Raw genomic sequence first — 26714 nt, 5'->3', positions numbered from 1 at the left:
TTGTTTGCCGGGCCGACGCTGATCGTACAGATCAACATGCTAATTTTATTAAGGTGGTGTTCGAACCATCTATCCTCAAAAGAGGATAAGTGAAAGACGTTATCACTTGCTTAAAGCTGATTGCAAACCAGCAGTCCACTTTTGAGAATCGGACCAAATCCTACCAAACCATTCATAAAACTCAATCTGCGCCCAAACCTCCCTCTTCAGCTCGCTATCCTAGACTTCCTTCAGAACACAGGCCTCTCTACGCCTCAAAAGCCCGTGATCTGATGGGCTGGCGCGACTGAGAGCGGCGCCTCAGCCGTGCTTCTGCTTCAGGCTCTCCAGCAGATCCACGTACTGCTGCATGGCATCCTCGGAGCTGGTGCCTTTGACCTTTTCCCAGGCGCTGTACTTGGCACGGCCCACCTGGTCCAGCATGCCGGGCTTCTTGCCCTTAACATCGCCTTCGGTGGCCTGCTTATACAGGGCATAGAACTGGAGCTTGAGGTCATTGGAAGGTTTGAAGTCACCCTCCGCTGTCTGGACGTAGTTGACGGCTTCGTCGAACTGCTGTTTCAGGTCACTCATGCGCTACCTCTTTGTTATCGGTCGTTTTCCCGGAAACTACCAGAAAAACCCATGAATGACACTGGCTGTTACTCCCGCACCTGTGTGCTGGTTGTGGAACCTGGATCATAGGCTCGGTTCTGGAAACCGGGATACTGGACCTGCGGTGGTGTTGCGGGCCTGTCCAAATTGGGCCCGATCAACTGCTCGCGCTGGCGCTCCAGTTGGCTCCGTTCCAGGTCGAGAGAGCGACGCAGTTCATCACTCAGGTAAACGGGTTCCACCAGGACCTCCGTATCCGGGCCCACCAGGCCCGCGGAGGGCGGCCCCAGTGCGCCCTGGATGGTAGTGTCGCCCAGCTGTTCCTCGCCCACCGGCGCGAACTGGATGCTTTCGGGAGTCGAGCGCTCGCGCGGGGAGGCAAAGCTGTTTTCCCCGTCCTCAACCGCCTCCTGTGCACACAGCGCCCCCGTAAACGCCATCATGAGGGCGCTGAGCCAGTAAGCGCGACTGCGGTGTTGGGCCGGCATACCGGATACTCCCTATCCAGCGGATTCACCCCATGATAGCGCGCCTGCGTTCAGAAAATCGCCAACACTCTCGCATTCCCGGCATTCAGGGGTAATCGATCGCTGTGATGATCCACAGCCGTTCGCCTTCACTGGTGTTCTGGACCACTTCGTCGTCCACACGTTTCCGCAGCATGGCCCTGGCAAAGGGCGCATCCACACTCAGCAGCCCCTGGCTCACATCGAACTCATCGGGCCCGACAAGGCGGTAGCGTACCTCAGCGCCGGTTTCATCATCCTCCAGGGTCACCCAGGCGCCGAAGAAGACGCGGCTGGCGTCCCGGGGGGATTCACGCACCACGGTAAGCTCATCCAGGCGTTTACTGAGAAAGCGTACCCGGCTGTCGATCTCGCGCAGCTGCTTCTTGCCATAAATGTACTCGGCATTCTCGGAACGGTCCCCCTGGGCGGCCGCCTCCTTGACGGCCTGGGTCACCGCCGGGCGTTTCTCCTTCCAGAGATAGCGCAGCTCCTCTCTCAGGGCCCGCTCCCCTTCGGGTGTGATATAGCGGGAACCGCGCTCGCGCGGTGGTCGATAGCGTCCCATGGCTTCTCCCGTGGATCACTGATCCGTAACGGCGGTTGTTATAGGTTGTGCACTCTAATCATTGGCAGTAATCTTTCGCCAGACTGAAGCAGGAACCCAATAAGAGGTGATTCCCATGGATACCAAGAAACTGACCGCAGTGGCGCTGAACGGCCTTGATCGTGTCGGCTACGAACTCGAAAACTTCGGCATCACCAACCGGGTTAACCGTCATACGCTGGCGGCTTTCATGATGGCTGAAAAGAACCGGTTTGAGGGAGAGATGGACAGCCTGAACGCCCGCACGGCACGCTACCGGGCCATTGCCGAGAATGCGGCCGAACTGGCGTTCCGCCCGGCCCGCGCTGCAACCGAGACGGTACGCAGCCTGATCAGCGGCAAGAGCGCCTGAACCAGCGCCCTTTACTGCTCCCGTTCGCTGCTGTCCTCGGACGGCGGTTGGGCCGGAAGATAGAGTGTGACCTTCAGCCCGGGCCTCTCGGCGTCGGGTTCGGCATCCGAGAGGCCAATATGGCCCTCGTGCAGCTCCACCACGGCACTCACCAGGCTGAGCCCGAGCCCGTTACCCGGCTGTGACCGGCTCTTGCCCACCCGGTAAAAGCGGCCGAAGATGTTTTCCTTTTCGTGGTCCGGTACACCATCGCCGCTGTCCGCCACTTCCAGAACCGCCTGACCGCCTTCACGCCGCACGGCCACACCGATGCGCCCACCTTCGTCGGTGTACTTGATGGCGTTGTCGATAAGGTTACTGACCGCCTGGAACAGAAGGTCCCGGTCGCCAAGCAGTGGCACATCTTCCTCAGCCTGGTAATCCAGAACCTGGTCCTTCTCCTCGGCCAGCGCCTCGTAGAGTTCAACCGCGTCTGTTACCAGTGTGCCCAGCTCCAGAGGTTCACTCTGCAGCGTCTTGCCACCGGTCTCCAGCCGGGCGATGCGAAGCAGGGCGTTGAAGGTCCCCAGCAACTGGTCCGCTTCGGCCACCGCCTCGCCCACCTGTTCCTGGGCATCCGTATCCTTCAGATTGATCAGGGTATTCTCGAGCTGGCTGCGGAGCCGGGTCAGCGGGGTCCGCAGGTCATGGGCAATGCTGTCTGATACATGGCGGATACCTTCCATCAGGTACTCGATGCGGTCGAGCATCTGGTTGAGGTTGTCCGCCAGCTGGTCAAAGTCGTCCTGGGTCCCGCGTGTGGGCACACGCTGGGAAAGATCACCGTGCATGATCCGGTAGGCGGTCTGGTTGATGACCTCGATCCGTCGGGTGGTACTCCGGCTCATGAGAAAGCCGCCGATCAGTGCCAGCCCCAGGGAAATGCCCATGCCCCAGTTCATGGCCGTCTCGATCAGGCTTTTCACCCGGTTGAGTTCACTGATGTCCTGCCCCACAAGCAGGCGCAGCCCGCCCTGGACCTCGAACACCCTTGCCCGGGCCCGCCGCTCTTCGCCTTCATAGCCCATGGAGTCATCGAGGGTGAAGTCGATCCAGCCGTTGTCCGTGCGCGCGCTCTCCGGCCACTCGGGCAGGTTACCGGCAAGCTTGAGGTAGTCTTCAGTGGCGAACAGATACAGGGACTGACCGTCCGGATCACGTGCCACCCGCTCGCGCACCACGTTCATAAGGCCATTGATGCCCCGCGAGCGGTACTGCTCCGCCAGGCCGGCGATTTCCGCCTCGATGGTCTGGTCGGTCTGCTCCATCATGAACCCGGCAGTACGCCAGTAGATGAACGCCAGCAGTATGAACACGGAGGTGGCGAACACCACCATGTAGAGCATCGCGACCTGGAACGTGGAGGTTCGGAGCTGGCTAAGAATCGTCACGAAGCATGTACCCGGCGCCACGGATGGTCTGCAGCAACGGTTTCTCGAACCCTTTGTCGATCTTGGAACGCAGGCGACTGATATGCACGTCGATGACGTTGGTCTGCGGATCGAAGTGATAATCCCAGACTTTCTCCAGCAGCATGGTGCGCGTCACCACCTGATCGGCATGGCGCATCAGGTATTCCAGGAGCCGGAACTCACGGGGCTGGACGTCGATGTTCATGCCATTGCGCTTAACGGTGCGTGCCAGAAGGTCCATTTCCAGATCCGCGACCTTCAGCACCGTCTCGGTCTCCCCGCCGCTGCGCGCCCGCCGTGCGAGCACATCCAGCCGCGCCAGCAGCTCTGTGAAGGAAAACGGCTTGGTGAGGTAGTCATCACCGCCACCACGCAGGCCTTCCACCCGCGCATCCACATCACCCAGCGCGCTCAGGATCAGCACCGGGGTCTGGTTGCCGGTAGCACGGATGGTCTTGATGATGTTGAGACCGTCCATTCCCGGCAGCATACGGTCGATGATCATCACGTCGTAGTCCCCCGACGCCGCCATAGTCATGCCCTCCTTGCCATCGGTGGCATGATCGACCACATAATCGCTCTCGCGGAGCCCCTTGTTGAGGTAATCCGCCACATCCTGATCGTCTTCAATCACCAGTACACGCACCCTGAAATCCCCCTTTCCAAAAGGCCATGATAAACATTAACAGATCGCCGGCAGGTTACGGGCGAGGCACCTTACCGGCAAAGTTACCATGTTTTAAGGCTGATGAGCCCCAAACAAGAAGGCCGCTCCCGGGGGAGCGGCCTTCTTGCGGATGCGCGACTGGCGGCGGCGTTCAGGCCACCATGCTGGTACGAATCTTCTTCATGGCGTTTTTCTCCAGCTGGCGGATCCTTTCGGCGGAAACGCCATACTCATCGGCCAGCTCATGCAGGGTGGCCTTGTTCTCACCAAGCCAGCGCCGGCGCAGGATGTCCTGGCTGCGTTCGTCCAGTTCCGACAGGGCATGGCCAAGGCGTTCGCTGGAATCCTGGCTCCAGTCTGCCTGCTCGAGCTGGCTGGCCGGATCGTAGCGCTTGTCGTCCAGATAATGGACGGGCGACTGCCAGCCGGTTTCGTCGTCGTCATCCGTTGGCGCATCAAAGGCCATATCGTGGGAGGCCATACGACCTTCCATTTCACGGACAACCTTCGGCTCAACGCCCAGATCCTTCGCCACGGCCTCGGTCTCGTCGTTGTTGAGCCAGGCCAGGCGCTTCTTGGAGCTGCGCAGGTTAAAGAACAGCTTGCGCTGGGCCTTGGTGGTGGCCACTTTCACAATGCGCCAGTTGCGCAGAATGAACTCGTGGATCTCCGCCTTGATCCAGTGTACGGCAAAGGAAACCAGGCGCACGCCATAGCCCGGATCAAAGCGCTTGACCGCCTTCATCAGGCCAACGTTGCCTTCCTGGATCAGGTCCGCCTGGGCCAGACCATAGCCGGAATAGCTGCGTGCAATGTGCACCACAAACCGCAGATGCGACAGAACCATCTGCCGTGCGGCTTCGATATCCCCGTGCTCCTGGAAACGCTGGGCCAGGTTCTGTTCCTCGTCCACACTCAGGACCGGAATCTGACTGACAGTCTGGATGTAGCTCTCCAGGTTGGCACCCGGCACCAGATTGTGGCTGAGCTGAAGTTCTGTACCCATGGTGCTCCCCCTCTGTTCATTGTCTCCCGACAAAGAGTCTGAATCCAATATATGATCATTTATTACGTTTTCAAGCCCTGTATGTCCATACGGACTATCCCTTACAGGGGATCATTCCGGCTCCACGGCCCGGAGGTGGCGGTGCACGGCCCACCAGGCCCCAAGCCATCCCAGCACCAGGGCGCAGCCGAGCAGCAGGACCACTTCATCAATGCCCGGCCTCTGGAGTTCAAACCCACTGTTGTAGAGCTCCGCCAGGCGGCCAACCGGGCCGCTCAGCCACCAGAATGCCACTTCCACCAGCCACCACGCCAGCAGCCCACCAAGAGCACCGTACCAGAGGCCTGTGTAGAGGAAGGGCCGGCGGACAAAACTGTCTGTTCCTCCCACCAGGCGCGCCACGATGATCTCGCGGCGGCGGCTCTCGATGGCCAGCCGCACGGTATTGGCAATGACCAGAACCACGCCGATAACCAGCAGTAGCGCCAGTGCCTGCGTCGCTCGGCCGAGCACCTCCGCCATGGCGTTGAGACGCTGCAGCCAGGCCAGGTCCAGCTTCACTTCGCTTACCCCTTCCGCCTGGCGCAGGCGCTCTGCCAGATCCTCAAGGGCGGCGGCTTCCCGGTAGGCTCTGTCCGGCGTCAGCACCAGGGTGTGCGGCAGCGGGTTCCCATCCAGAAAGTCCAGCGTGCCGCTGAGTCCTTCGCTGGAGCGCATGGTTGCCATGGCCTCATCCCGGGGGATGACCGTCACATCCCCCACTGCTGCGTTCTCAATCCAGCGCCCGGCCAACTCTTCCACCCGTGCCATGCCGGTCTCGGGCGTGAGATAGACGCTCAGGCGACCGGCCTGCTCCCAGCCGCCACCAATCTGCTGGATGCTGCCCATGATCAGGAACAGGGCCGTGGGCAGGGCCAGGGCAATGCCCATCACCAGCCCCGTCATCAGGCTGGAAAGCGGCGCATTACGCAGGCGTGCCGCACTGTCCCGAGCGGAACGCCGGTGGTGACTGAACCAGCTCCGGAGCTGGTCCCGCCAGGGCGTGCGGGCCCGGGCGGCGCCGCGTGAGGCCTGCTGCCGTGTTTCAGCCATGCCCGATCTCCACCCCGGCCGGCAAGCCGTCGTGCACCAGTTCGCCCTGCGCAAGTTCCAGGGTGCGCTGGCCCATGGTCTCGATCAGCCCGATGTCGTGGGTTGCCACCATCACGCAGACGCCCACGCGGCTGAACTCCCGGAACAGGTCCATGATCTCGGACGACAGCGCCGGATCCAGGTTCCCCGTGGGCTCGTCCGCCAGCAGCAGTGGTGGCTTGTTCACCACCGCCCGGGCAATCCCCACGCGCTGCTGCTCCCCGCCGGAGAGGCTGATGGGGTTGAGCTGCTCCTTTTTCAGCAGGCCCACCTTGTCCAACGCCGCGCGTACCCGCCGGCCGATCTCATTGGGCGGCACGCCCGTCACCTGCAGGGGCATGGCCACGTTATCGAAAACGGTGCGATCAAAAAGGAGCTGGTGATCCTGGAAGACAACCCCGATATGACGACGGATGTAGGGAATGCGCCGGCGCGGGGTCTTCTCCAGCGCCTGGCCGCCAACCAGAACCTGCCCGGCGGTAGCGCGCTCCATCAGCATGATGAGCTTGAGGAGGGTACTCTTGCCAGCGCCGGAGTGGCCGGTAAGGAACGCCATCTCACCACGCCCGAGCGCGAAGTTCACCCCCCTCAGGGCGGTGAACTGCTGTCCGTAGCGCTTGGTTACCTGGCGGAATTCAATCATCGCGCCTCATCTCTGGAAGCCGGGTCATTCCCGACCGTCGAACAGGGCCTGGACAAACTCATCCGCGGCGAAGGGGCGCAGGTCGTCGGCCGTCTCACCCACGCCAATGTAGCGTATCGGCAGCCCCAGCTGACGCGCAATGGCGAAGATGATGCCGCCCTTGGCGGTGCCGTCGAGCTTGGTCAGGGTCACGCCGCTCACGCCCACCGCCTCCTGGAAGGTCTGGGCCTGGCTGAGCGCGTTCTGGCCGGTGCCCGCATCCAGCACCAACATGATCTCGTGTGGGGCCTCGGGGTCGAGCTTCTTCATCACCCGCACCACCTTGGCCAGCTCGTTCATCAGGTTGTCCTTGTTCTGGAGCCGCCCGGCGGTATCGGCGATCAGCACGTCCGTGCCCTTGGACTGGGCGGACTCCAGCGCATCGTAGATGACGGAGGCGCTGTCGGAGCCGGTGTGCTGGGCCACCACCGGCACGTTGTTGCGCTCGCCCCAGACCTGGAGCTGTTCCACCGCCGCAGCGCGGAAGGTATCGCCGGCTGCCAGCATCACGCTCTTGCCATCCCTCTGGTAGCGCTGTGCCAGCTTACCGATAGTGGTGGTCTTGCCCACGCCGTTGACGCCCACCATCAGGATGACGAAGGGTTTGTTCTCCGTTTCCGGCTCCAGCGGCGTGGTGCAGGGTTCCAGGATGCCGTGCAGTTCCTCGCGCAGGGCTTGGAACAGGGCATCCGAATCCCTGAGTTCACTGCGCTCGAGCTTTTCCTTCAGGCTGTCGATGATCTCCGTGGTCGCCGTCATGCCCACGTCGGCAGTGAGCAGCAGGTTCTCGATCTCTTCCAGCAGGTCCTGGTCAATCTTCTTATTGCTGGCGAACAGGCCGGCCAGGCCATCCGCCAGTTGGCCCCGGGTACGGCCCAGACCCTCGCGCATGCGCTGGAAGAAGCTGACCGGCTCTTCGGGTTCCGGCTCAGGGGCCGGGGCCGGCTCAGCCTCGGCGGGCGCCTGCTTCGAGGGTGCTTCCGCCTCGGGGGCCTGTGCCTCTGCCCCCGATTCGCGCTGCTGGCGCTCGGGCGGTTTGGGGGGCCTCGGGATCTGCTGCCGGCCTCGCACCAGGTCCACCACAAACCAGGCAACAAGAAGCACGAAGAGGGCGTTGAAAATCAGTTCTGCGTTCATGGCGATCAATCCTGCCCATGGTTCATCGGTGCCATTGGCCGACCATCAGGGAAACTGGTCGGGCGCGGTCAAGGCGGGTTATTCTACCGGCCCGCAACAGGGCCGTCCAAAAAGCGAACACAGCATGGCAATACGCAACCAGCGCCGGGGCCGGCGTAACGACCAGGGCCAGGTCCGCCTGATCGGCGGTGACTGGCGGCGCCGCACACTCAGCTTCCCCGCTGTCGACGGCGTGCGCCCCACGCCGGACCGAGTGCGCGAGACCCTGTTCAACTGGCTGATGCCGGTGCTTCCTGGCACTCACTGCCTGGACCTGTTCGCCGGCAGCGGCGCCCTTGGGCTGGAAGCCCTGTCGCGCGGAGCGGACCGCGTTACCTTTGTAGAGCACAGCGCGGAGCTGGCCCGCGCGCTCTCGCAGAACCTGGCCACCCTCAACGCCAACGGTGGGGCCGTGGTCAAACAGGATGTCCTGAACTGGCTCAAGGCGCGGGAACCAACCGGACCCTTCCGGATCGTCTTCATGGATCCGCCCTTCCGGGCCGGCCTGGTGGAACCGGTCTGCGACGCATTGGCGGCCTCCGGCCTGCTCGCGGACAATGCCCGCGTCTATGTGGAACACGAAAGCGATCACGAGCCCTCGATGCCGCCGGGCTGGGCACTGGCCCGGCGCAAGCAGGCGGGGCAGGTCGCCTACAGCCTGTTCGAGGTGGCCTGAACCCCATGCCAGAACTCCCTGAAGTTGAGACCACGCGCCGCGGCATCGCGCCCTGGCTGGAAGGCGTATCGCCCCGCGAGGTCCGTCTGCACAACCCGTCCCTGCGCTGGCCCATCCCGCCGGAGCTGCCGGAGCGCCTGACCGGCACGCCCATCACCGCCGTGGACCGGCGCGCCAAGTACCTGCTGCTGCGGAATGAACGCGGCACGGCCCTGGTGCACCTGGGCATGTCCGGGAGCCTGCGCCTGAGCCCGCCGGACGAGCCCCGCCGTCCCCACGACCATGTGGAGATCCCGCTGGCGGAACGGATTCTTCGGTTCAATGACCCGCGCCGCTTCGGCGCCTGGCTCTGGAGCACGGACCCGGAACAGCATCCGCTTCTCGCGCCTCTTGGCCCGGAGCCCCTGGGTCCGGACTTTGACGGCGATTTTCTCTACCGGCGGAGCCGGGGTCGCCGGGCCTCGGTCAAGGCCTTCATCATGGACGCGAAGATCGTGGTGGGCGTGGGCAACATCTACGCCTCCGAGGCCCTGTTCATGGCCGGCATCCACCCCCAGCGCCCGGCCGGCCGAGTGGGCCGGGCCCGCTACCGCCGGCTCGCGGAGGCCATCCGGGAGGTCCTGGCGAACGCCATCGAGCTTGGCGGCACCACCCTGCGCGATTTCACGGACAGCCAGGGCAACCCCGGCTACTTCCGCCAGTCACTGACCGTCTACGGCCGCGAGGGGGAACCCTGCCACCACTGCGGCCAGCCACTGCGCCACCGTGTCATCGGCCAGCGCGGCACCGTGTTCTGCAGCCGTTGTCAGCGTTGAGCCCGCTTCCGGTAGCGCCGGGGCTTGAAAAAACGCGCATCTGGGCCATAGTGAAGGCAGTATCACACAGTCCCGGAGACACCTGATGAAAAAGCTGAGCACACTGGTTACCGTTGCCCTCCTGAGCGGTTTCATGGCGTTTGCCGGTCCCGCACAGGCCCAGCGCGTTGAGGAAAAGCCCTCCGCCCTGGCCATGGTCGGTGATGCCGTCATCGCTCGCCCGCTGCTGCTGGGCGCCACCGTGGTGGGCAGTGTCGTGCACACCGTCACGCTGCCGTTCTCGGCACTGGGCGGCAATGCCGATGAAGTGGGCGAGACCCTGGTGGTCGGCCCGGCCAAGGCCACCTTCGTGCGCTGCCTGGGCTGCACCCAGTCCGGCCGCAATGCCAGTGAGGTCGTCAACGAACCCAATGATTGACTGGGGGCGGGTCCAGACCGTCCTGCTGGATATGGACGGCACCCTTCTGGACCTCCACTACGACACGCACTTCTGGCTCACCCACCTCCCGGCCCGTTATGCCGAGACCCGGGGCGTTGATCCGGAGCAGGCCAGCCGGGAGATCCACGAGACCATCCAGAGCCTCAAGGGCTCCCTGGACTGGTACTGCCTGGATTTCTGGAGTGACCGCCTGGGCATGGACGTGAGCGGGCTCAAGCATGAAGTGGGCGACCGCATCCGCTTCCGGGCGGATGCGGTCGCCTTCCTGCGCGCCCTGAAAGCGTCCCACTGCCGCACCGTGATCGTCACCAACGCCCACCCGGGCGGACTGGATCTTAAGCGCGAACGTACCGGCCTGGACCAGTGGGTGGACGCCATCCACAGTACCCACAGCTTCGGGCGCCCCAAGGAGGACCCGGCGTTCTGGCCGGCCCTTCATGCCAAGGACCCCTTCGATCCGGCCACCACTGTGCTGATCGACGACAACCACACCGCCCTCAGCGCCGCCGAGACTTTCGGCATCAACCACCTGCTGAGCATCCACCAGCCGGACAGCCAGCGCGAGCCCGTCCCGGCGGGCCGCTGGCCGGCGCTGGAGCGCTTCGAGACGCTCCTTCCGATCACGCCGCCCCAGACGGTACAATGAGCCCATGAGCAAAAAGGGCGACCAATCCGACTCCGGCTCCGAGCGCGTGCGCCTCGACAAATGGCTCTGGGCCGCGCGCTTCTTCAAGACCCGCACCCTGGCCCGCGAGGCCATTGAAGGCGGCAAGGTCCGCTACGAGGGGCAGCGCCCCAAGGCGGGCAAGTTCGTGACCCAGGGCGCGAAAGTGCAGGTGCACAAGGGCTCGACCACTTTTGAGGTCATCATCGATGAGCTCAGCGAAAAGCGTGGCAGCGCCCCCCAGGCCGAGATGCTCTACACCGAGACCGAGGCCAGCAAGGAGAAGCGCGAGGAGAACGCCTGGCGCCGCCGCATGATGGTGGCCGCCGAGCATCCGCCAGCGCGCCGCCCGAACAAGAAGCAGCGCCGCGAACTGCAGCGCGTAAAGAACCAGATGTCCCACTAGCGAGCCAACATGACCGATACCCTGCAGCGTTTTGTCTTCAACGAGGGCGAGGTCCGTGGTGAGCTCGTGCTGATCGAGGAGACCCTCAAGACCGCCCTTGAAGGACGCGACTACCCTGAGCCCGCCCAGCAGCTGCTGGCCCAGAGCCTCAGCGCCGCCGTACTGCTCGGGGGCGTGCTCAAGATGAAGGGCCGCATCAGCCTCCAGGCCAAGGGGCAGGGCCCGGTGACCCTGCTGATGGCGGACTGCAGCGATGAGCGTGGCGCGCGCGGGCTCATCCACACCGAGGACAGCATCCAGCACGGCTCCATTGGCGATCAGCTCGGTCACGGCCAGCTCGTCATCACCATCGAGCCGGAACAGGGTCAGCGCTACCAGGGCATCGTGCCGCTGGAATCCGACACCCTCCAGGAATGCCTGCAGGACTACTTCACCCGCTCGGAACAGCTCGACACCCTCATCCTGCTCTTTGCGGACAGCGAGCGCGCCGGTGGGCTGATGCTGCAGAAGATGCCCGGCTACGAGACCACCGAGGACGATGACCTCTGGAACCGGCTCACCCAGCTGGCCAGCACCACCGGCCAGGACGAACTGCTTTCAGTGGCGCCGGAAACGCTGCTGCACCGCCTCTTCCATGAGGAGTCCATCAGCCTCTACCCCGAGGAGCCGGTGTTCTTCCATTGCCACTGCACCCGCGAGCGCACCGCCAACGCCCTGGAGACCCTGGGCGCCCAGGAATGCTACGACCTGCTGGCGGAACAGGGCGAGATCAGCGTGGACTGCCAGTTCTGCAACCAGCAGTACCGCTTCGGCCAGGAAGACCTGGAAGCCCTCTTCGGCCCCCACCAGCGCCACTGACACTGGCCCGGACACCGCCCGGCACGCTAGAGTAACGCCCTCACTGAACAGCGGCCCCACTCAACAGCGGAGCAAACCATGGAATACCTGGAATGCGTGGAAAAGACCACCGGCGAGAACCCGGATGCCAGCGTCATCTGGCTGCACGGCCTGGGCGCCAGCGGGCATGACTTCGAGCCCGTGATCCCGCACCTGGGGCTACCGCAGGATGCCAGCGTACGCTTTGTCTTCCCCCATGCCCCGGAGATTCCGGTTACCCTCAACGGCGGCATGGTCATGCCCGCCTGGTACGACATCCGTTCCCTGGACCGCCACAACGACACGGACGAGCAGGGCATCCTCGCCTCCGCTGGCCGCACCCGGGACCTGATCCAACGCGAGATGGAACGCGGCGTGCCCAGCAACCGCATCGTCATCGCCGGCTTCTCCCAGGGCGGCGCCGTGGCCTACCACACCGCGTTGACCTTCGAGAAGCCGCTGGCCGGGCTCATGGTCCTCTCCAGCTACTTCGCCACCATGAAGCTGACCACGCCCTCCGAGGCCAACAAACAGCTGCCCATCTTCATGGCCCACGGCACCAACGACTCCATGCTGCCCGAATTCCTCGGGCAGGAAGCGCTGCAACACCTTCGCAAGCTGGGCTATGAGCCGGAGTACCGCACCTACCCCATGGAGCATGAGGTGTGCCTGGAAGAGATCCAGGCGATCGGGGCCTGGTTGCGGTCGGTGATCTGAACTGGGCCACACAGGCACTAAAGTGGAATCAGGGCCCCAGTAATAATCATGACGGCCTTATGGCCAGTATGTAGAAGCAGCCCAGATTAAGGGGCGGCGGCAACCTGATGGATCAGGCCCGTACTATCACTTCCGACAGATTGCGGAAAACCACTGCCAGGCTCAGAATACCGCCCCAGCCAGATTACTCAGATGCAACAGGGACCCGTTTCATGACCCACCTCTGCTCCCACCCCGGGCGTTACCTCTGGATACCGGTCATCCTGCTGCTGCTCGGCGGCTGTGACGGCAATTCAGGCAGTACCCCGGCCACGAACGACGAAAAGCCCATCCGGCCTGCCCGGATGATGACCCTCGAGACCCCCTCTGAACTGGCCTCACGCCGTTTCAGTGGCCGCGTTGAGCCCGCCGAGACCACAACCCTGAGCTTCCGGGTGCCCGGCCAGATTGAGACGCTCAACGCGGACGTTGGCGATGAAGTCAGTGAAGGGGACACCCTCGGCCAACTGGACCAGAGGGACTTCCGCCTGCAGGTGCGTGAGACCGAGAGCCAACTGGACTCGGTCCGGGCCACACTGGAAGAAGCCCGCAAGAACTGGCAGCGCGGGAAAGAACTGGTGGACACCGGCGCGATCAGCGATGCCGAATTCGACCGACTCGAAAGCGCCTATGAACAGGCCCGCGCCAAACGCAATGCCACCCGGGAAGCGCTTGAAACCGCCCGTTCAGCCCTTGATGACACCGTACTCGAAGCCCCGTTTGATGGGGTGATCAACCGCCGCATGGTGGAGCCGTTCGAGCAGGTCAGCCCGCAACGCCCGGTATTCTCGATTGACAATATCGAGACCGTGGAAGTCGAGGTCAGCATCCCGGAGCGCCTGATGCAGTTCCGCAATCACCTGGAGGACGTCCACGTCTACATGCCCGTCCTGGATAACCGGATCTTTGACGCTCGGGTCGAGAACGTCCGCCTGGATGTCTCGCCGGACACCCAGGCCTATCCGGTCCGGGTTGCTGTGAACAATCCCGAGCGCGAACTGCTGCCGGGTATGACCGCCGAAGTCTCGTTCAAGGCCAGCCTCACGGACACCCCCTGGGATGACAGTTTCCTGATCCCGGTGGAGGCCCTGTTCGAGAAAGAGGATCAACCCCATGTCTGGGTCTGGGATCCGGACTCCGGCGAGGTGGCGTCCCGCCCGGTCACCACGGAATCCCTGGAAGCGGACAGTGTCAGGATTACCGGCAAGATCAGTGCCGGCGAACAGATCGTTGTCGCTGGTGCCCAGCACCTGGAGGAAGGCCAGAAGGTCAGCCGCCTTGAAGGCGGGGTGGTCCAGTGATGCTGGGGCAACTGGTGCGCGGTGCGATCAGCCGCAATCGCTTTGTCGGATTTCTGGTCCTTCTGGTAACCCTTCTGGGAATCATTGCATTCACCCGGCTGGGGCAGCTTGAGGATCCCGAATTCACGATCCGCACGGCTATCGTTATGACCGGCTATCCGGGAGCGGATGCGGAACGGGTGGAACAGCAGGTCACCGAACCCCTTGAAAAACAGATCCAGCAACTCGGTGAGCTGGAAAGCATTGAATCGATGAGCCGGAACGGAACCTCCATCATCTACGTTGAGGTGAAGGACCAGTACGGTGGCGAGGAACTGCGCCAGATCTGGGATGAACTCAACAAGAAGGTCCTCACGGCCCGCGCCAGCCTGCCCGATTCCGTGAAAGGCCCGCGCGTGAATGACGACTACGGCGATGTCTACAGCATGCTGCTGTCCGTGGAAGGAGCCGATTACAGCTACGCCGAGCTCAATGACATTGCCGATCATCTCCGGCAGCGCCTGCTGCGTGTTGATGACGTGGCCAAGGTCGACCTGTTCGGCGACCAGGGTGAGCGTGTCTACATCGAAACCAGCCGCGCCAAGATTGCGGAACTGGGGCTGACCCCGGCCCTGGTGGTGAATGCCCTCAACAAGCAGAACGTGGTGGCGCCCAGCGGCTTCACTGAGATGGGCTCCCGGCGGCTGCAGATCAACGCCACCGGCACCTTTGAGTCCGTGGACGAGCTGGCCAGACTGAACATCCGCAGCCCGGTGACCGGCGGGCTCGTTCAGCTGCGCGATTTTGCGGAGGTCAGGCGCGGTTACGCCGACCCACCGGACGCCAGCCTGCGGCATGAGGGTGAGTCCGCTCTCGCGCTTGGCGTGGTTCCGGCCGAAGGCGCCAACGTGGTGGAGCTGACCGAACGGGTCCAGAAGGAGCTTGAGCGGATCGAAGCTCGGATGCCCGTCGGCATTGAGTTTGGCGGCATCGCACTGCAGTCCGAAGAAGTTGAACAGGCCGTTGGCGAATTCCTGATCAATCTCGCCACTGCCGTAGCCATTGTCCTGGCCGTACTGATGGTCTCACTGGGTCTGCGCACCGGCTTTGTGGTCGGGCTCGGGGTCCCGTTGACCATTCTCGCCACCTTCATGGGCATGTACATGATGGGCATTGAGCTTCACCGGGTATCCCTTGGGGCCCTGGTGATCGTCCTCGGCATGATTGTGGACAACGCCATCGTCATCTCCGAGCTGATGCAGGTGAAGATGCAGCGCGGCACTGAGCGCCTGAAAGCCGCCGTCGAGTCCGTCCAGGAAACCGCCTGGCCCCTGCTGGCAGCCACCGCGATCGCGGTTCTGGCATTCGCACCCATTGCCCTGACCAACACCGCGACGGGCGAGTTCACGCGCTCCCTGTTCTGGGTCATCGCCATCAGCCTCGCCATATCCTGGCTTCTGGCGGTCTTTGCCACACCGTTGATGAACTACTGGCTCCTGGACAGCAAGAGCAGGCTTGGCGACCCGGCGGATCGGCCCTTCTATCAATGGGCCCACAGCCTTATCGGGGGCTCGATCCAGCGACCCTGGATCCTCACAACCGGCGCTCTCGTGGTCTTTGCCGCCAGTGCCGTTGCCTTCAGTTTCGTGCCACAGACCTTTTTCCCTCCGGCCGAGCGCTCCCAGTTCATGGTCGATTACTGGCTCCCGGAAGGCAGTCGCATCGAGCAGACCAGCGAGGACATGGCTCGGATTGAGGAACACCTTCTGGAAATGGACGCGGTGACCGACGTAACCGCCTTCATCGGAGAGGGCGCTCCGAGGTTTTACCTGCCCATGATTCCTCGAACACCCAACCCGGCGTTCGGCCAGATCCTGGTCAATGTTGAGACCAAGGTAGATGTCGATCCGGTCATGGCCAGGGTCCGGGATCACCTGGCCAAGGGCTACCCCGAAGCCGAACCAAGGGTGCGGCCGATGCAGCTTGGCGAGCCCGTGCGATTCCCGCTCCAGCTGCGGGTCACCGGACCGGATCGGGAGCAGCTGCTCGATACGGCCGGAACGCTGCAGGGCATCATGGCTGAGCACCCGGGCGTCACGAACCTCCGGCACAACTGGCGCCAGAGTCAGCCCCGGGTGACCGTTGATGTGGACCAGGATCGGGCCCGGCGTGCCGGGGTCACCACGGAGAGTATCAACCAGGCCCTGAACACGGCCTTTGCGGGGCAGGGTGTCGGCATCTTCCGCGAGGACGACAAGCAGATCCCCATTGTATGGCGCTTCCCGCTGCCCGAGCGGACGGACCCGTCCGAGCTTGAAACCATGGTCGTCTGGCCTGAGAGCGGCGGTAAGCCCGTGCCCATCACCCAGGTCGCCGATATCGAACTCAACTGGGAGCGCCCGGTGATCTGGCGGCACAACCGGGAACGGGCCATTACGCTCCAGGCGGACCTGGCCCCCGGCACTACCGCGTCCGGCGTGCGGGCATCACTGGCCTCCGAAATCGAGGACGTAGAGCTGCCCTCGGGCTACGAGACACAGTGGGACGGCGAGGTGCACCAGTCCGCCGAGGCGCGTGCGAGTGTTCTGAAACCCGTCCCCGTGATCCTTGGCCTGATGGTGCTTGTGCTCATGGCCCAGTTCAATTCATTCCGGCGCACCCTGCTGGTCATGCTGATGGTGCCTCTGGGGCTGGTTGGTGTCAGCATCGGGTTGCTCCTGTTCCAGCAGCCGTTCGGCTTCATGGCCCTTCTGGGAACCATGAGTCTCTCCGGCATGATCATCCGCAATGCTGTGGTCATGATCCAGAAAATGGACATGGCGCTGGCCGAAAGCGGTACGCTGGAGGCCATTGGCGAGGCCGCAACCAGCCGCGTGCGGCCCATCCTCCTGACCGCCGCCACGACCATGCTCGGCATGCTCCCGCTGGCGCTTTCCGGCCCCTTCTGGGCCCCCATGGCGCTGGCGATCATGTTCGGGCTGGCCTTCGCCGCGGTTCTGACCATCCTGGTGCTGCCGGCGGGCTATGTGCGGCTCATGGGTATCCGCGCCAAGGAGTAGTGGGGCCTTAATGGCCCCTCAGCACACCCGATAGGTGCACATCTTGCAGGTGTTGCCTTCCTCGATCTGGTAGGGCGTGTCGTAGAAGCTCACCAGCTCCCAGGTGCCCTGCACTTCCAGATCCAGCATCTTCTTCCGGTAACCGTATTCCTCGTAGGCGCCCTCGCGCACGGTGAACACGATCATGCCGCCCGGGCGGGTAACGCGGATCTGATTACTTCTGTCGGTGTGATCTACCCCAAAGCTTTCCCGCGGGTTTCTGACGGGGTTTCACCAAAGAGCTGCTTGTAATCCTTAGCAAACTGACCTCCATGCCAGAATCCCCAATAAGCTGCTATGTCTGCAACAGACACGTGGGGCTCATGGGTGAGGGAGCGGCGAACGCGATTAAGTCGGGTCATCCGCAAAAACTGCATCGGGCTGATACCAATAATGGATTCGAAACTGTATTGGAGCGTTCGACGACTCACATTCGTGAGCTTGCACAGGTCGGTCATGGTGATTGGCGCATCGTTATATTCGTTGATGTACTCTTTCACCCTACTGACCACGAATTTGCGGTGGCGATAGCTCGGGACTGCTTTCATGTTGGGAGCTTTCTCATGCAAAAGCTCCATGAGGGCAAGTATTACCATTTCCTGTTGAAGCTCGGGCAGAACAGGCGACTCTTTTGCATTCAGAATCTGGTCCAGCAGCAACCGAATCCTTCCCAGAGTTCTAGCTGGCACAGCCAGACGCGGGCATTGGTGCTCCGCAGCCTCCCAGAGTTTGATGCCTTGAATCTCTGCTGTACGGTTCAGCACTTGTTGGTCAATAACAATGCCGAAGATATCGAATCCAACGGGAGTAACCAACTCAAAGTCATATCCCCCAGGGCGGCAGAAGATATCATTAGTATCAATGACAAGGCCGTTGATCCGACTGCTTTCCTTTCCTTGGAAGGCAGGAATCCCCAGCCAGAGTCCATTCGGCCAGACGCTGCACTGTTGGCGCAAAGCTTGGCTGGTGTGTTCCTTGAAAACCTGAACATGTGACAGCTCGAGTTCATCCAGACGGCCATAGAAATGGCCACAACTGATCTGGTCATATTCCTGGCGCCAGTGGGTCAGGTTGCGGGCGTGCCTGTCCGCATCATGGGCTTTCATTGTGCAAAGGCCCGTTTCAGCCGCCTCATTATCGGGTTGCATCAACACAGCCTCCTTTTCCTAGGGCCACACCCCAACCCAACATAGCAGAATCTCAGCCCGGTCAACGCCCCTTTCGATGCCGATCCTCACGCCCGGTCATTAATTTGCCAAATCTTGATACCACCCAGGATGTCGAGCTCTTTAGGGTCGTTTCCAAGGGCATTCAGATTGACGTCCAAAGGTGATCTCACAATGAGCAGGACATACAGCTATACGCTCGGACGAAAAGCTTACCGGTTCGATGGACTTGCGCAACTCATGGCGAAAGCAACGCCCGGGCGCTCCGGTGATCGCCTGGCAGGCGTTATCGCACTGACAGCCGAGGAGCGTGTTGCAGCTCAGATGGCGCTTTCAGACGTGCCACTCAAGACCTTTCTTGAGGACCTTCTGATCCCCTACGAAGACGACGAGATAACGCGGATGATCATTGACGGGCATGACCCCGAGGCTTTCGCCCCCATTTCACACCTGACGGTGGGCGACTTCCGCAACTGGCTGCTCAGCGACCAGGCAACGCCTGATGTGCTGGCATCAATAAGGCCCGGCATCACGCCAGAGATGGCAGCCGCGGTCAGCAAGGTTATGCGCAATCAGGACCTGATCATGGTCGCCAGCAAGTGCCAAATCCAGACGGCATTTCGAAATACCATCGGCTTGCCCGGCCATCTCTCAACCCGGCTTCAACCCAATCACCCCACTGATGACGCCACCGGAATAGCCGCCAGCATTCTGGATGGGCTGCTGTACGGCAGTGGTGATGCGGTCATCGGTATTAACCCGGCCCGGGATAACGTGCCCCAGGCTATGAAGCTCATGCAACTCATGGACGAGGTGATCCAGAAGTACCAGATACCAACCCAATCCTGTGTTCTGACTCACGTCACCAACACTCTCGAAGCAATTGAGCAGGGAGCACCGGTTGACCTGGTCTTCCAGTCCATCGGTGGAACGGAAGCCATCAACAGCAGTTTCGGCTTCAATCTGAACACACTGGCGGAAGCCGAAGATGCCGCACTGTCGCTCAACCGTGGTACCGCCGGCAACAACGTTATGTACTTTGAAACCGGCCAGGGCAGCTGCCTCTCCGCCAATGCCCATCACGGACTGGACCAGCAAACGTGCGAAGCGCGCGCCTACGCCGTGGCCCGCAAGTTCAATCCATTACTCGTCAATACCGTGGTTGGCTTCATCGGACCCGAATACCTGTTCGATGGCAAGGAAATCATCCGGGCGGGGCTTGAAGACCACTTCTGCGGCAAGCTCCTGGGCGTTCCGATGGGGTGCGACGTGTGCTACACCAATCACGCCGAGGCCGACCAGGATGACATGGATAACCTGCTGACCCTGCTGGGTGTAGCTGGCTGCACCTTCATCATGGGGATTCCCGGCTCCGACGACATCATGCTCAATTACCAGACCACGTCATTCCACGATGCGCTCTACGCTCGTCGGGCTCTCGGTCTCCGCCCCGCCCCTGAATTCGAGCGCTGGCTCACCGAAATGGGCATCTTCACGGATGCCAACGGCCCCCACCTTAACGATCTGATACCGGAACAGTTCGCGCGCTCATTGGGCAATGTTCCAGGAGTTACCTCAAATGACTGAAGGCAATCATTCTCCCAGTACTGACAGCCTCTGGGACCGTTTACAGGCGTTCACGGATGCGCGCATCGGCTTGGGCTGCACCGGGGTAAGCCTGCCGACGCATCAGCTTCTGGCGTTCCAGATGGCCCACGCCCAGGCGCGCGATGCCGTCCATTGGCCGCTGAACGTGGAAGCGCTCTGTGAGCAGGTTATGGCGATTGAGTCGCCCTTCACCATTGAGCCGCCTTTACAGCTGCAAACGCAGGCCGCCGACCGGATGACCTACGTGCAACGTCCTGACCTGGGCCGAGTGCTGTCTTCCGAATCCCGACAACGCCTACACCAACAGACTGAGCAACCAGCAACCGCCTCTGACCTGGCCATAGTCATGGTGGATGGGCTTTCGGCACTGGCGGTACAGACGCATGCACCGCCATTTCTGGAGGCTCTGCTTGGGGAGCTAGAGGCGGATGAGCATCGCGACTGGCAATTGGCTCCCCTGACCGTGGTCCAGCAGGGGCGGGTCGCGATCGGAGATGACGTGGGCGAGCTACTGAATGCCAGGGCGGTGCTGGTGCTCATCGGTGAACGCCCGGGCCTGAGCAGCCCGGATAGCCTCGGGCTTTATTTGACCTGGGGGCCTTGTCGCGGGCTGACCGATGCCGACCGGAACTGTGTCTCCAACGTCCGACCGGCCGGCCTTCGATATCCGGAAGCGAGCAGCAGAGTCGTGCACCTGCTGAGTGAGTCTTTCCGGCGGCAACTGAGTGGCGTCCAACTGAAGGAGAGGACTGACGATGATGTGATAGAGCATAAGGCCGGGTCCAAGAACTTCCTTGTCTCCTAGTTATTTTTCCAAAAACAACAAGAGGTTTGAAAATGTCTGAACAATCGGTTGATCAGGAATACCTTGCCCAACGTCAATTGAAACGCGGCAGCGCCGGATGGATTCTTTTGGCAGGCTTGGGCGTCTCGTACGTTATCTCCGGTGACTTTGCTGGTTGGAACTTTGGAATTGCTCAGGCGGGTTGGGGCGGTTACGCCATCGCTGCGGCCCTTATGGGCACAATGTACTTCACCCTGGTTTTATCCCTCGCTGAAATGTCAGCGGCAATTCCCACAGCTGGCGGCGGTTACAGCTTCGCAAGGCAAGTCATGGGCCCCGCAGGTGGCTACCTGACTGGTCTTGCAGTGCTGATTGAATACGCACTTGCGCCGGCGGCAATAGTGACCTTTATCGGCGCTGCTGTTGAAGAGCTTCTTGGCATTAATGGCCCCTGGGTTTACGCCGCGTTTTACGGTGTTTTCATAGGCATCCACATCATTGGTGTCGGTGAAGCCCTGAAGGTCATGATGGCCATCAGTGGACTGGCAGTTTTTGCGATTCTCGCCACGGCTGTCGCATTGGTGGGTGATTTTGACACCGCCAACCTGTTCAACATCCCGGTCACCGATGCCGCCGGTGCCTCGGCGTTCCTCCCGTTTGGCTGGTATGGCATCTGGGCCGCCTTGCCATTTGCGATGTGGCTGTTCCTCGCGGTGGAAGGCGTACCGCTTGGCGCCGAAGAGGCCAAGAACCCAGCCAAAGACGTGCCCAAGGGGATCATTGGAGCCATGGGGTTCCTGGTGTTCACAGCCCTGCTCGTCGTCTTCCTGTTGGCCGGTGCGGCCGGCGCCGACATGATCGGCGAAAGCGGGGTGCCGCTTGTTCATGCCCTCCAGGCCACCGGTAACGAGACGCTGGCAATGGTAGTCAATGTCCTCGGGCTGGCCGGTCTGATCGCGTCCTTTTTCTCGATCATATTCGGTTACAGCCGCATGATCTTTGCTCTCTCACGTGCAGGGTATCTCCCCAAAACTCTCTCACTGACTGGTAAGCGCAAGACGCCCTACTGGGCTCTGATCGTGCCCGGCCTCCTGGGCTTTTTGGTATCACTGAGCGGCAAAGGGGATCTGATCCTGGCCATGGCTGTAGTTGGCGCAACCATGTCCTACGGACTTATGGCACTGAGTCATATCCTGCTGCGTGTTCAACAGCCTGACCTCGAGCGGCCCTACAGGACACCTGGCGGTGTCTTTACGTCAGGGGTGGCATTGGTGCTATCGCTGGTAGCGTTTACCGGCGTCTACGCCTTCGACCCGAAAGCGTTCTACTACACGATGGTGCTCTACGCACTCGGGGCGCTGTATTACTTCCTCCACAGCAGAAATCACCTGGTGGCCAACACGGCCCAGGAAGAGTTCGAACTCCTTGAACATGCAGAGCATGACCTAGAAAGCGAGTTAACAGCCGGCACTGTTTCATAGGAACCGGAGCCGCCAACGGATCAGGAAAAACATTCCGTGCACCGGTCATTCGAGCCAGCACTCTTGCAAGGCTGGAATGACATCTTCCCCAAAACCGCCCCGCCGCGAATGGCGGGGTCAAACAATAAGGATGAGACATGATCTATAAAAATCCAGGCGAACAAGGTTCGACCGTCTCTTTCCAATCACGCTATGGCAACTTCATTGGTGGTGAATGGGTTGCTCCCGTTAAAGGCGCCTATTTCGAGAACATCACACCAGTCACCGGTAAGACCATCTGTGAGATACCACGCTCGACGGCGGAAGACATAGAGCTTGCCCTCGACGCCGCCCACAAGGCCGCGCCGCAATGGGGAAAGACTTCGACCACCGAACGCTCGAACCTGCTCCTTAAGATTGCGGACCGCATCGAGCAGAACACCGAAATGCTGGCCGTTGCCGATACCTGGGATAACGGCAAGGCTGTACGCGAAACCCTAAACGCCGATGTGCCTCTGGCTGTGGATCACTTTCGCTATTTCGCCGGCTGCATCCGGGCCCAGGAAGATACCTCCAGCGCGATCGATGCTAATACGGTGGCGTATCACTACCATGAGCCGCTCGGGGTTGTAGGCCAGATCATCCCCTGGAACTTCCCTTTGCTGATGGCGGCCTGGAAGTTGGCACCCTGCCTGGCTGCGGGCAACTGCACCGTCATGAAACCGGCAGAGCAGACACCGGCCAGTATCCTGATCCTGATGGAACTGATTGCTGACCTGCTGCCCCCGGGCGTACTCAACATCGTCAACGGCTACGGTTCGGAAGCGGGGCAGGCCCTGGCCACAAGCCCACGCATCGCCAAGATTGCCTTTACCGGCTCCACACCGGTGGGCGCTCATATCATGAAAGCCGCCGCCCAGAACATTATTCCCTCCACTGTCGAGCTGGGCGGCAAGTCCCCCAACATCTACTTCTCTGATGTGATGAAGGCTGAGCCGGAGTTCATCGACAAATGTGTGGAAGGTCTCGCGCTGGCCTTCTTTAACCAGGGAGAGGTCTGCACCTGCCCATCACGGGCGCTTATCCAGGAAGACATGTATGACGAATTCATGGCAATGGTGATCGAACGCGTCAAGAACATCAAACGGGGTAACCCGTTGGATACGGACGTTCAGGTGGGTGCACAAGTAAGTCGCGAGCAGTTTGACCAGATCATGTCCTACCTAGAGATTGGCAAACAGGAAGGCGCCGAAGTGCTGACCGGAGGCTGGCATGAAGAACTGGGCGGCGAGTACGCCAACGGTTTCTACATTCAGCCAACATTGCTCAAGGGCAGCAACCAAATGCGCACCTTCCAGGAAGAAATCTTTGGACCCGTGGTCGGTGTAACAACCTTCAAGGATGAGGAAGAAGCGCTGAAGATCGCCAATGATACCGAGTTTGGACTAGGTGCAGGCCTCTGGACCCGGGACATCAACCGGGCGTACCGCTTGGGTCGAGCCATTCAGGCCGGGCGTGTCTGGACTAACTGTTACCACCAGTACCCTGCTCACGCCGCCTTTGGCGGTTATAAGAAATCCGGGGTGGGTCGGGAAAACCATAAGATGACCCTGGACCACTACCAACAGACCAAGAATCTGCTGGTGAGTTACGATACGGACCCCATGGGTTTCTTCTAGGACAAGTGGCGTTGAAAGGGCTCTTGGGCCAGCCAAGGGCCCTTTCACTCTGCCCCTTTGGTCGCCACATCAGGCGGGATCGCACACCCGGTAAGTGCACATCTTGCAGGTGTTGCCTTCCTCGATCTGGTAGGGCGTGTCGTAGAAGCTCACCAGCTCCCAGGTGCCCTGAACCTCCAGGTCCAGCATCTTCTTCCGGTAGCCGTATTCCTCGTAGGCGCCCTCGCGCACGGTGAACACGATCATGCCGCCCGGGCGGGTAACACGGATCAGCTCGTCGAAGCCATCCGCGGTAATGTGGCCGTAGGTAAAGGTGCCGGTGCAGACGACGGCATCGTAAGCACTGTCTTCCAGCGGCAGGGGTTCCTTCATGTCCGCCTGGATCAGCTTGCGGTAAACGTTCTTGGTCTCCGCCTGGTCCAGCATGTCCTGGGAATAGTCCAGCGCATCCGTGGTGCGATAGCCCAGCTTGCCCAGCTCTTCGCCCACCAGCCCCGTACCGCTGCCGGCGTCCAGGATCACTGCATCATGATTCCCGCCAAGCGCCTGATCCAGGGCCTTGGCGCTGGTGATGTGAGCCACGTAGCCCAGCTCTTCCAGGTCGCTGTCGTAATCGGCCGCCCAGTCCTTGTAGGCGTCCATCAGCTTTTCGTGGTCATCCGCCGTGTAGACCTTGTTGAGGATCTCGGTCTTGGTGATGGTCCTGTCCGTCATGGCATTCGAGTCCTTTTCCGGTTGTTCTGCGTTTGTTGGTTGGCGCCACTATACCAATGATCGATGCCCTGCCATTGATTCCATGCTTGCGATTTAATCGCGCGCTATCTAAAATGCGATCTATGACTGACAGCAACGACTCACAGGAAAGCCTTCTGGCGCTGGACCGACAGGTCTGCTTTGCCCTGTATTCCGCGCAGCTGGCCATGAGCAAGGTCTATCGGAAGCTGCTGCGGGAGCTGGACCTGACTTACCCGCAGTACCTGGTCATGCTCGTGCTTTGGGAACAGGACGGCCAGACCGTCTCGGGCATCGGCGAGCGGCTCTTCCTGGATTCGGCCACGCTCACCCCATTGCTCAAGCGGCTGGAAGGGGCGGGCCTGCTGCAACGCCAGCGCAGCCGCCAGGATGAGCGCCAGGTCGCCGTGGTGCTCACGGAGCAGGGCCACAAGCTCCGCGAGAAGGCCGAGGCCGTGCCGGAGTCCGTCATGTGTGCCGCGCAGTGCAGCCCGGACGAGCTGGAACGGCTGCGGGACGACCTGCACAACCTGCGGGAGCGGCTGGCCAGCTGAGGCATTTTTTGGATTATTTAAATCGTGCGCGATTTAATCGCGTACAATCGAAGCGAAAGAGAGAGGAGAAATCATCATGGGTGCAGAAAAAATCCTTTATCAGGCCCAGGCAACCGCCAGCGGCGGCCGTGACGGCAAGGCAGCCAGTGACGACGGTCAGCTCAGCGTCAAGCTCACCACACCCAAGGAGCTCGGTGGCGCCGGCGGGGAAGGCACCAACCCCGAACAGCTCTTCGCCGCCGGCTATTCCGCCTGCTTCCTCGGCGCGCTGAAGCTGGTCGCCAGCAAGGCCAAGGCTGAGCTGCCGGAGGAAACCGCCATCACCGGCCAGGTGGGCATCGGGCCGGAAGGCGAAGGCTTTGGCCTGGCCGTGACCCTGAACGTGCACATCCCCGGACTTGAGCAGCAACAGGCCGAAGAGCTCGTACACAAGGCGCACCAGGTGTGCCCATACTCCAACGCCACCCGGAACAACGTGCCGGTGGAGCTGGTGGTGACGGTCTGAAGCGCCGATTCCACAGGACTGGGTCGCCGGGCGGCGGCCCTAGTCTCCCCTTGCCACCAGCATCTCCGTAGCGCCCTTCTGGAAGCGGTAATCCACCGGCTCAAGCGACGTACGGATTCCCTCATCAGCCAGCGCCGCCATGACGGCCTCCAGATGCCTGGAGTGGTTCCCGTTCAGCGCCACCAACGGAAAGACCCTCACCTCTTTCGCAACCCGACAGAGCTCCCGCATGCCCTGAAGATGCCCTTCTTCATCCAGGTGGTCGCTGTAGAGGAACAGGTAATGGGAACAGAGCGCGAGGTCGAAGGCCGCATCCTCAAACGGCAGATCAGGCAGCGCCGCATCCCGGTAACGCCCCTGTTCACACCCCTCGGGAAAATCCGCAAGGAAGTCCGTCATCGCCGCCATCCGGACCTCGCCAAGCTGCTCCACAGTACCGAGTTCATCCCACAGGTAACTCGAAGCGTTGGCCCCCACCTTCGCGAGGATCTCCGGATAGACCGCATTCACCCGGCGGCGGATCGCTTCCGCGCTGAAACGGTAGACGGGGTCGCAGGACACCACCCGGCCACCGCGGGCCGTGAGCGTGGCATTGAAGCTGGCGGGGCCATCACCGCAGCCCAGGATGCGCTTATCCAGGTCGGCGGGCGCCAGGTTAAACATCCGCTGGTATTCCGCGAAGGACCGCCCCCAGGGGACGACATGATCCAGTTCCACAACAATGCTCCCTGTTTCCGACCAACATGAATAGGATCAGGTCTCTTCCTCCCAGATATCCACCAGGAACCGCCCGATGGAGCCTATCAGCATGAGAAAGGAACCAATGATGAACAGCCAGACGCCCAGCACTTTGTACTCTTCCAGGGACGGGAGGAAGAGGGCACTGCCAATGAAAAACGTCAGGTTGCCGAGCAGGCCCAGCGTCAGGTGGATCCAGCTGTAGTCCTGCACCAGGACCTTGATGACGTTTCGCGTATCACGTTCGATATCCAAGAATCCGCCTCCTGCCTCGTCTAACTGGCGCCAATCATGCCTAAAACCGTG

30 protein-coding genes are annotated in these 26714 nt (G+C 61.6%); 16 read left to right on the top strand and 14 right to left on the bottom strand.

The annotated features are described in order from the left end of the window. Positions 1–300 precede the first annotated feature (300 nt). From H4I92_RS07680 to greB, 3 genes are all read right to left on the bottom strand, one after another. Positions 301–573 (bottom strand): acyl-CoA-binding protein, encoded by a 273-nt coding sequence (locus H4I92_RS07680; RefSeq protein ID WP_077530052.1) that lies wholly within the window; start codon positions 571–573, stop codon positions 301–303. A 68-nt stretch (positions 574–641) separates the two neighbouring features. Then, entirely contained in the window at positions 642–1082 is a 441-nt protein-coding gene (locus H4I92_RS07675; RefSeq protein ID WP_077530051.1) for a hypothetical protein, read from the bottom strand. An 85-nt stretch (positions 1083–1167) separates the two neighbouring features. Further along, positions 1168–1668 (bottom strand): transcription elongation factor GreB, encoded by a 501-nt coding sequence (gene greB, locus H4I92_RS07670; protein ID WP_077530050.1) that lies wholly within the window; start codon positions 1666–1668, stop codon positions 1168–1170. A 115-nt stretch (positions 1669–1783) separates the two neighbouring features. On the opposite strand from greB, the gene H4I92_RS07665 reads away from it, so the two are divergent. Further along, the gene (locus tag H4I92_RS07665; RefSeq protein WP_077530049.1) at positions 1784–2059 is read left to right on the top strand and encodes a hypothetical protein; all 276 of its coding nucleotides are present in this window, start codon (positions 1784–1786) and stop codon (positions 2057–2059) included. 11 nt (positions 2060–2070) lie between these two features. Here the strand turns inward: H4I92_RS07665 and H4I92_RS17060 are convergent, their stop codons facing one another. The 6 genes from H4I92_RS17060 to ftsY form a co-directional block, all read right to left on the bottom strand. After that, positions 2071–3489 (bottom strand): HAMP domain-containing sensor histidine kinase, encoded by a 1419-nt coding sequence (locus tag H4I92_RS17060; RefSeq protein WP_077530048.1) that lies wholly within the window; start codon positions 3487–3489, stop codon positions 2071–2073. Beyond that, the gene (locus H4I92_RS07655; RefSeq protein WP_077530047.1) at positions 3476–4156 is read right to left on the bottom strand and encodes a response regulator; all 681 of its coding nucleotides are present in this window, start codon (positions 4154–4156) and stop codon (positions 3476–3478) included. The genes H4I92_RS17060 and H4I92_RS07655 overlap by 14 nt, the downstream gene beginning before the upstream one ends. Before the next feature lie 172 nt (positions 4157–4328). Beyond that, a complete protein-coding gene (rpoH, locus tag H4I92_RS07650) occupies positions 4329–5183 on the bottom strand; it encodes an RNA polymerase sigma factor RpoH (RefSeq protein ID WP_077530046.1) in 855 nt (284 codons plus the stop codon). A 111-nt stretch (positions 5184–5294) separates the two neighbouring features. Beyond that, on the bottom strand, positions 5295–6275 hold the full coding sequence (gene ftsX / locus H4I92_RS07645; protein WP_077530045.1) for a permease-like cell division protein FtsX: 981 nt from the start codon (positions 6273–6275) through the stop codon (positions 5295–5297). Next, on the bottom strand, positions 6268–6957 hold the full coding sequence (gene ftsE / locus H4I92_RS07640) for a cell division ATP-binding protein FtsE (protein ID WP_077530044.1): 690 nt from the start codon (positions 6955–6957) through the stop codon (positions 6268–6270). The genes ftsX and ftsE overlap by 8 nt, the downstream gene beginning before the upstream one ends. Before the next feature lie 24 nt (positions 6958–6981). After that, the gene (gene ftsY / locus H4I92_RS07635) at positions 6982–8133 is read right to left on the bottom strand and encodes a signal recognition particle-docking protein FtsY (RefSeq protein ID WP_077530043.1); all 1152 of its coding nucleotides are present in this window, start codon (positions 8131–8133) and stop codon (positions 6982–6984) included. 124 nt (positions 8134–8257) lie between these two features. On the opposite strand from ftsY, the gene rsmD reads away from it, so the two are divergent. From rsmD to H4I92_RS07590, 9 genes are all read left to right on the top strand, one after another. Further along, positions 8258–8848, top strand: a complete 591-nt coding sequence (gene rsmD / locus H4I92_RS07630; protein WP_077530042.1) for a 16S rRNA (guanine(966)-N(2))-methyltransferase RsmD — start codon at positions 8258–8260, stop codon at positions 8846–8848. A 5-nt stretch (positions 8849–8853) separates the two neighbouring features. Continuing rightward, entirely contained in the window at positions 8854–9663 is an 810-nt protein-coding gene (gene mutM, locus H4I92_RS07625; RefSeq protein ID WP_077530041.1) for a bifunctional DNA-formamidopyrimidine glycosylase/DNA-(apurinic or apyrimidinic site) lyase, read from the top strand. Positions 9664–9748: 85 nt separating this feature from the next. Further along, positions 9749–10081 carry a hypothetical protein gene (locus H4I92_RS07620; protein WP_143512628.1) on the top strand — a complete coding sequence of 111 codons (333 nt, stop codon included), beginning with the start codon at positions 9749–9751 and terminating at the stop codon, positions 10079–10081. Continuing rightward, positions 10074–10748 carry a GMP/IMP nucleotidase gene (yrfG, locus tag H4I92_RS07615; RefSeq protein ID WP_077530039.1) on the top strand — a complete coding sequence of 225 codons (675 nt, stop codon included), beginning with the start codon at positions 10074–10076 and terminating at the stop codon, positions 10746–10748. The genes H4I92_RS07620 and yrfG overlap by 8 nt, the downstream gene beginning before the upstream one ends. Before the next feature lie 4 nt (positions 10749–10752). After that, the gene (locus H4I92_RS07610) at positions 10753–11172 is read left to right on the top strand and encodes an RNA-binding S4 domain-containing protein (protein ID WP_077530038.1); all 420 of its coding nucleotides are present in this window, start codon (positions 10753–10755) and stop codon (positions 11170–11172) included. A 9-nt stretch (positions 11173–11181) separates the two neighbouring features. Further along, positions 11182–12030, top strand: coding sequence for an Hsp33 family molecular chaperone HslO (hslO, locus tag H4I92_RS07605; protein ID WP_077530037.1), 849 nt, complete (start codon positions 11182–11184; stop codon positions 12028–12030). Between the two features lie 78 nt (positions 12031–12108). Next, positions 12109–12765, top strand: a complete 657-nt coding sequence (locus tag H4I92_RS07600; RefSeq protein ID WP_077530036.1) for an alpha/beta hydrolase — start codon at positions 12109–12111, stop codon at positions 12763–12765. Positions 12766–12977: 212 nt separating this feature from the next. After that, entirely contained in the window at positions 12978–14105 is a 1128-nt protein-coding gene (locus H4I92_RS07595; protein WP_179105652.1) for an efflux RND transporter periplasmic adaptor subunit, read from the top strand. After that, a complete protein-coding gene (locus H4I92_RS07590; RefSeq protein WP_077530034.1) occupies positions 14105–17143 on the top strand; it encodes an efflux RND transporter permease subunit in 3039 nt (1012 codons plus the stop codon). Before H4I92_RS07595 ends, H4I92_RS07590 begins: the two co-directional genes overlap by 1 nt. An 18-nt stretch (positions 17144–17161) precedes the next feature. Here the strand turns inward: H4I92_RS07590 and H4I92_RS07585 are convergent, their stop codons facing one another. Together H4I92_RS07585 and H4I92_RS07580 are read right to left on the bottom strand one after the other, a co-directional pair. Continuing rightward, the gene (locus H4I92_RS07585) at positions 17162–17329 is read right to left on the bottom strand and encodes a hypothetical protein (protein ID WP_218668171.1); all 168 of its coding nucleotides are present in this window, start codon (positions 17327–17329) and stop codon (positions 17162–17164) included. A gap of 47 nt (positions 17330–17376) precedes the next feature. Next, the gene (locus H4I92_RS07580; RefSeq protein WP_077530033.1) at positions 17377–18330 is read right to left on the bottom strand and encodes a helix-turn-helix domain-containing protein; all 954 of its coding nucleotides are present in this window, start codon (positions 18328–18330) and stop codon (positions 17377–17379) included. Positions 18331–18522: 192 nt separating this feature from the next. Between H4I92_RS07580 and H4I92_RS07575 the strand changes: the two genes are divergently transcribed. From H4I92_RS07575 to exaC, 4 genes are all read left to right on the top strand, one after another. Further along, complete coding sequence (locus tag H4I92_RS07575) at positions 18523–19935, top strand: ethanolamine ammonia-lyase subunit EutB (protein ID WP_077530032.1); 1413 nt, start codon at positions 18523–18525, stop codon at positions 19933–19935. Then, a complete protein-coding gene (gene eutC / locus H4I92_RS07570; protein WP_077530031.1) occupies positions 19928–20761 on the top strand; it encodes an ethanolamine ammonia-lyase subunit EutC in 834 nt (277 codons plus the stop codon). The genes H4I92_RS07575 and eutC overlap by 8 nt, the downstream gene beginning before the upstream one ends. Before the next feature lie 32 nt (positions 20762–20793). Beyond that, positions 20794–22221, top strand: a complete 1428-nt coding sequence (gene eat, locus H4I92_RS07565; RefSeq protein ID WP_077530030.1) for an ethanolamine permease — start codon at positions 20794–20796, stop codon at positions 22219–22221. 137 nt (positions 22222–22358) lie between these two features. Further along, complete coding sequence (gene exaC / locus H4I92_RS07560; RefSeq protein WP_077530029.1) at positions 22359–23879, top strand: acetaldehyde dehydrogenase ExaC; 1521 nt, start codon at positions 22359–22361, stop codon at positions 23877–23879. Between the two features lie 69 nt (positions 23880–23948). Here the strand turns inward: exaC and H4I92_RS07555 are convergent, their stop codons facing one another. After that, the gene (locus H4I92_RS07555) at positions 23949–24593 is read right to left on the bottom strand and encodes a class I SAM-dependent DNA methyltransferase (protein WP_077530028.1); all 645 of its coding nucleotides are present in this window, start codon (positions 24591–24593) and stop codon (positions 23949–23951) included. 122 nt (positions 24594–24715) lie between these two features. Here H4I92_RS07555 and H4I92_RS07550 point away from each other — a divergent pair, with 122 nt between their 5' ends. Next, entirely contained in the window at positions 24716–25165 is a 450-nt protein-coding gene (locus tag H4I92_RS07550; protein ID WP_143512626.1) for a MarR family winged helix-turn-helix transcriptional regulator, read from the top strand. A gap of 76 nt (positions 25166–25241) precedes the next feature. Next, on the top strand, positions 25242–25670 hold the full coding sequence (locus H4I92_RS07545; protein ID WP_077530026.1) for an organic hydroperoxide resistance protein: 429 nt from the start codon (positions 25242–25244) through the stop codon (positions 25668–25670). A gap of 39 nt (positions 25671–25709) precedes the next feature. Here the strand turns inward: H4I92_RS07545 and H4I92_RS07540 are convergent, their stop codons facing one another. Both H4I92_RS07540 and H4I92_RS07535 read right to left on the bottom strand, forming a co-directional pair. Then, positions 25710–26387 (bottom strand): class I SAM-dependent methyltransferase, encoded by a 678-nt coding sequence (locus H4I92_RS07540; protein ID WP_077530025.1) that lies wholly within the window; start codon positions 26385–26387, stop codon positions 25710–25712. Between the two features lie 36 nt (positions 26388–26423). Continuing rightward, entirely contained in the window at positions 26424–26663 is a 240-nt protein-coding gene (locus H4I92_RS07535) for a YrhK family protein (protein ID WP_245800862.1), read from the bottom strand. Positions 26664–26714: the final 51 nt, after the last annotated feature.

The organism is Vreelandella halophila (assembly GCF_019903425.1).
Lineage (GTDB): Bacteria > Pseudomonadota > Gammaproteobacteria > Pseudomonadales > Oleiphilaceae > Halospina > Halospina halophila.
This window is presented reverse-complemented; position numbering and strand designations above follow the sequence as displayed.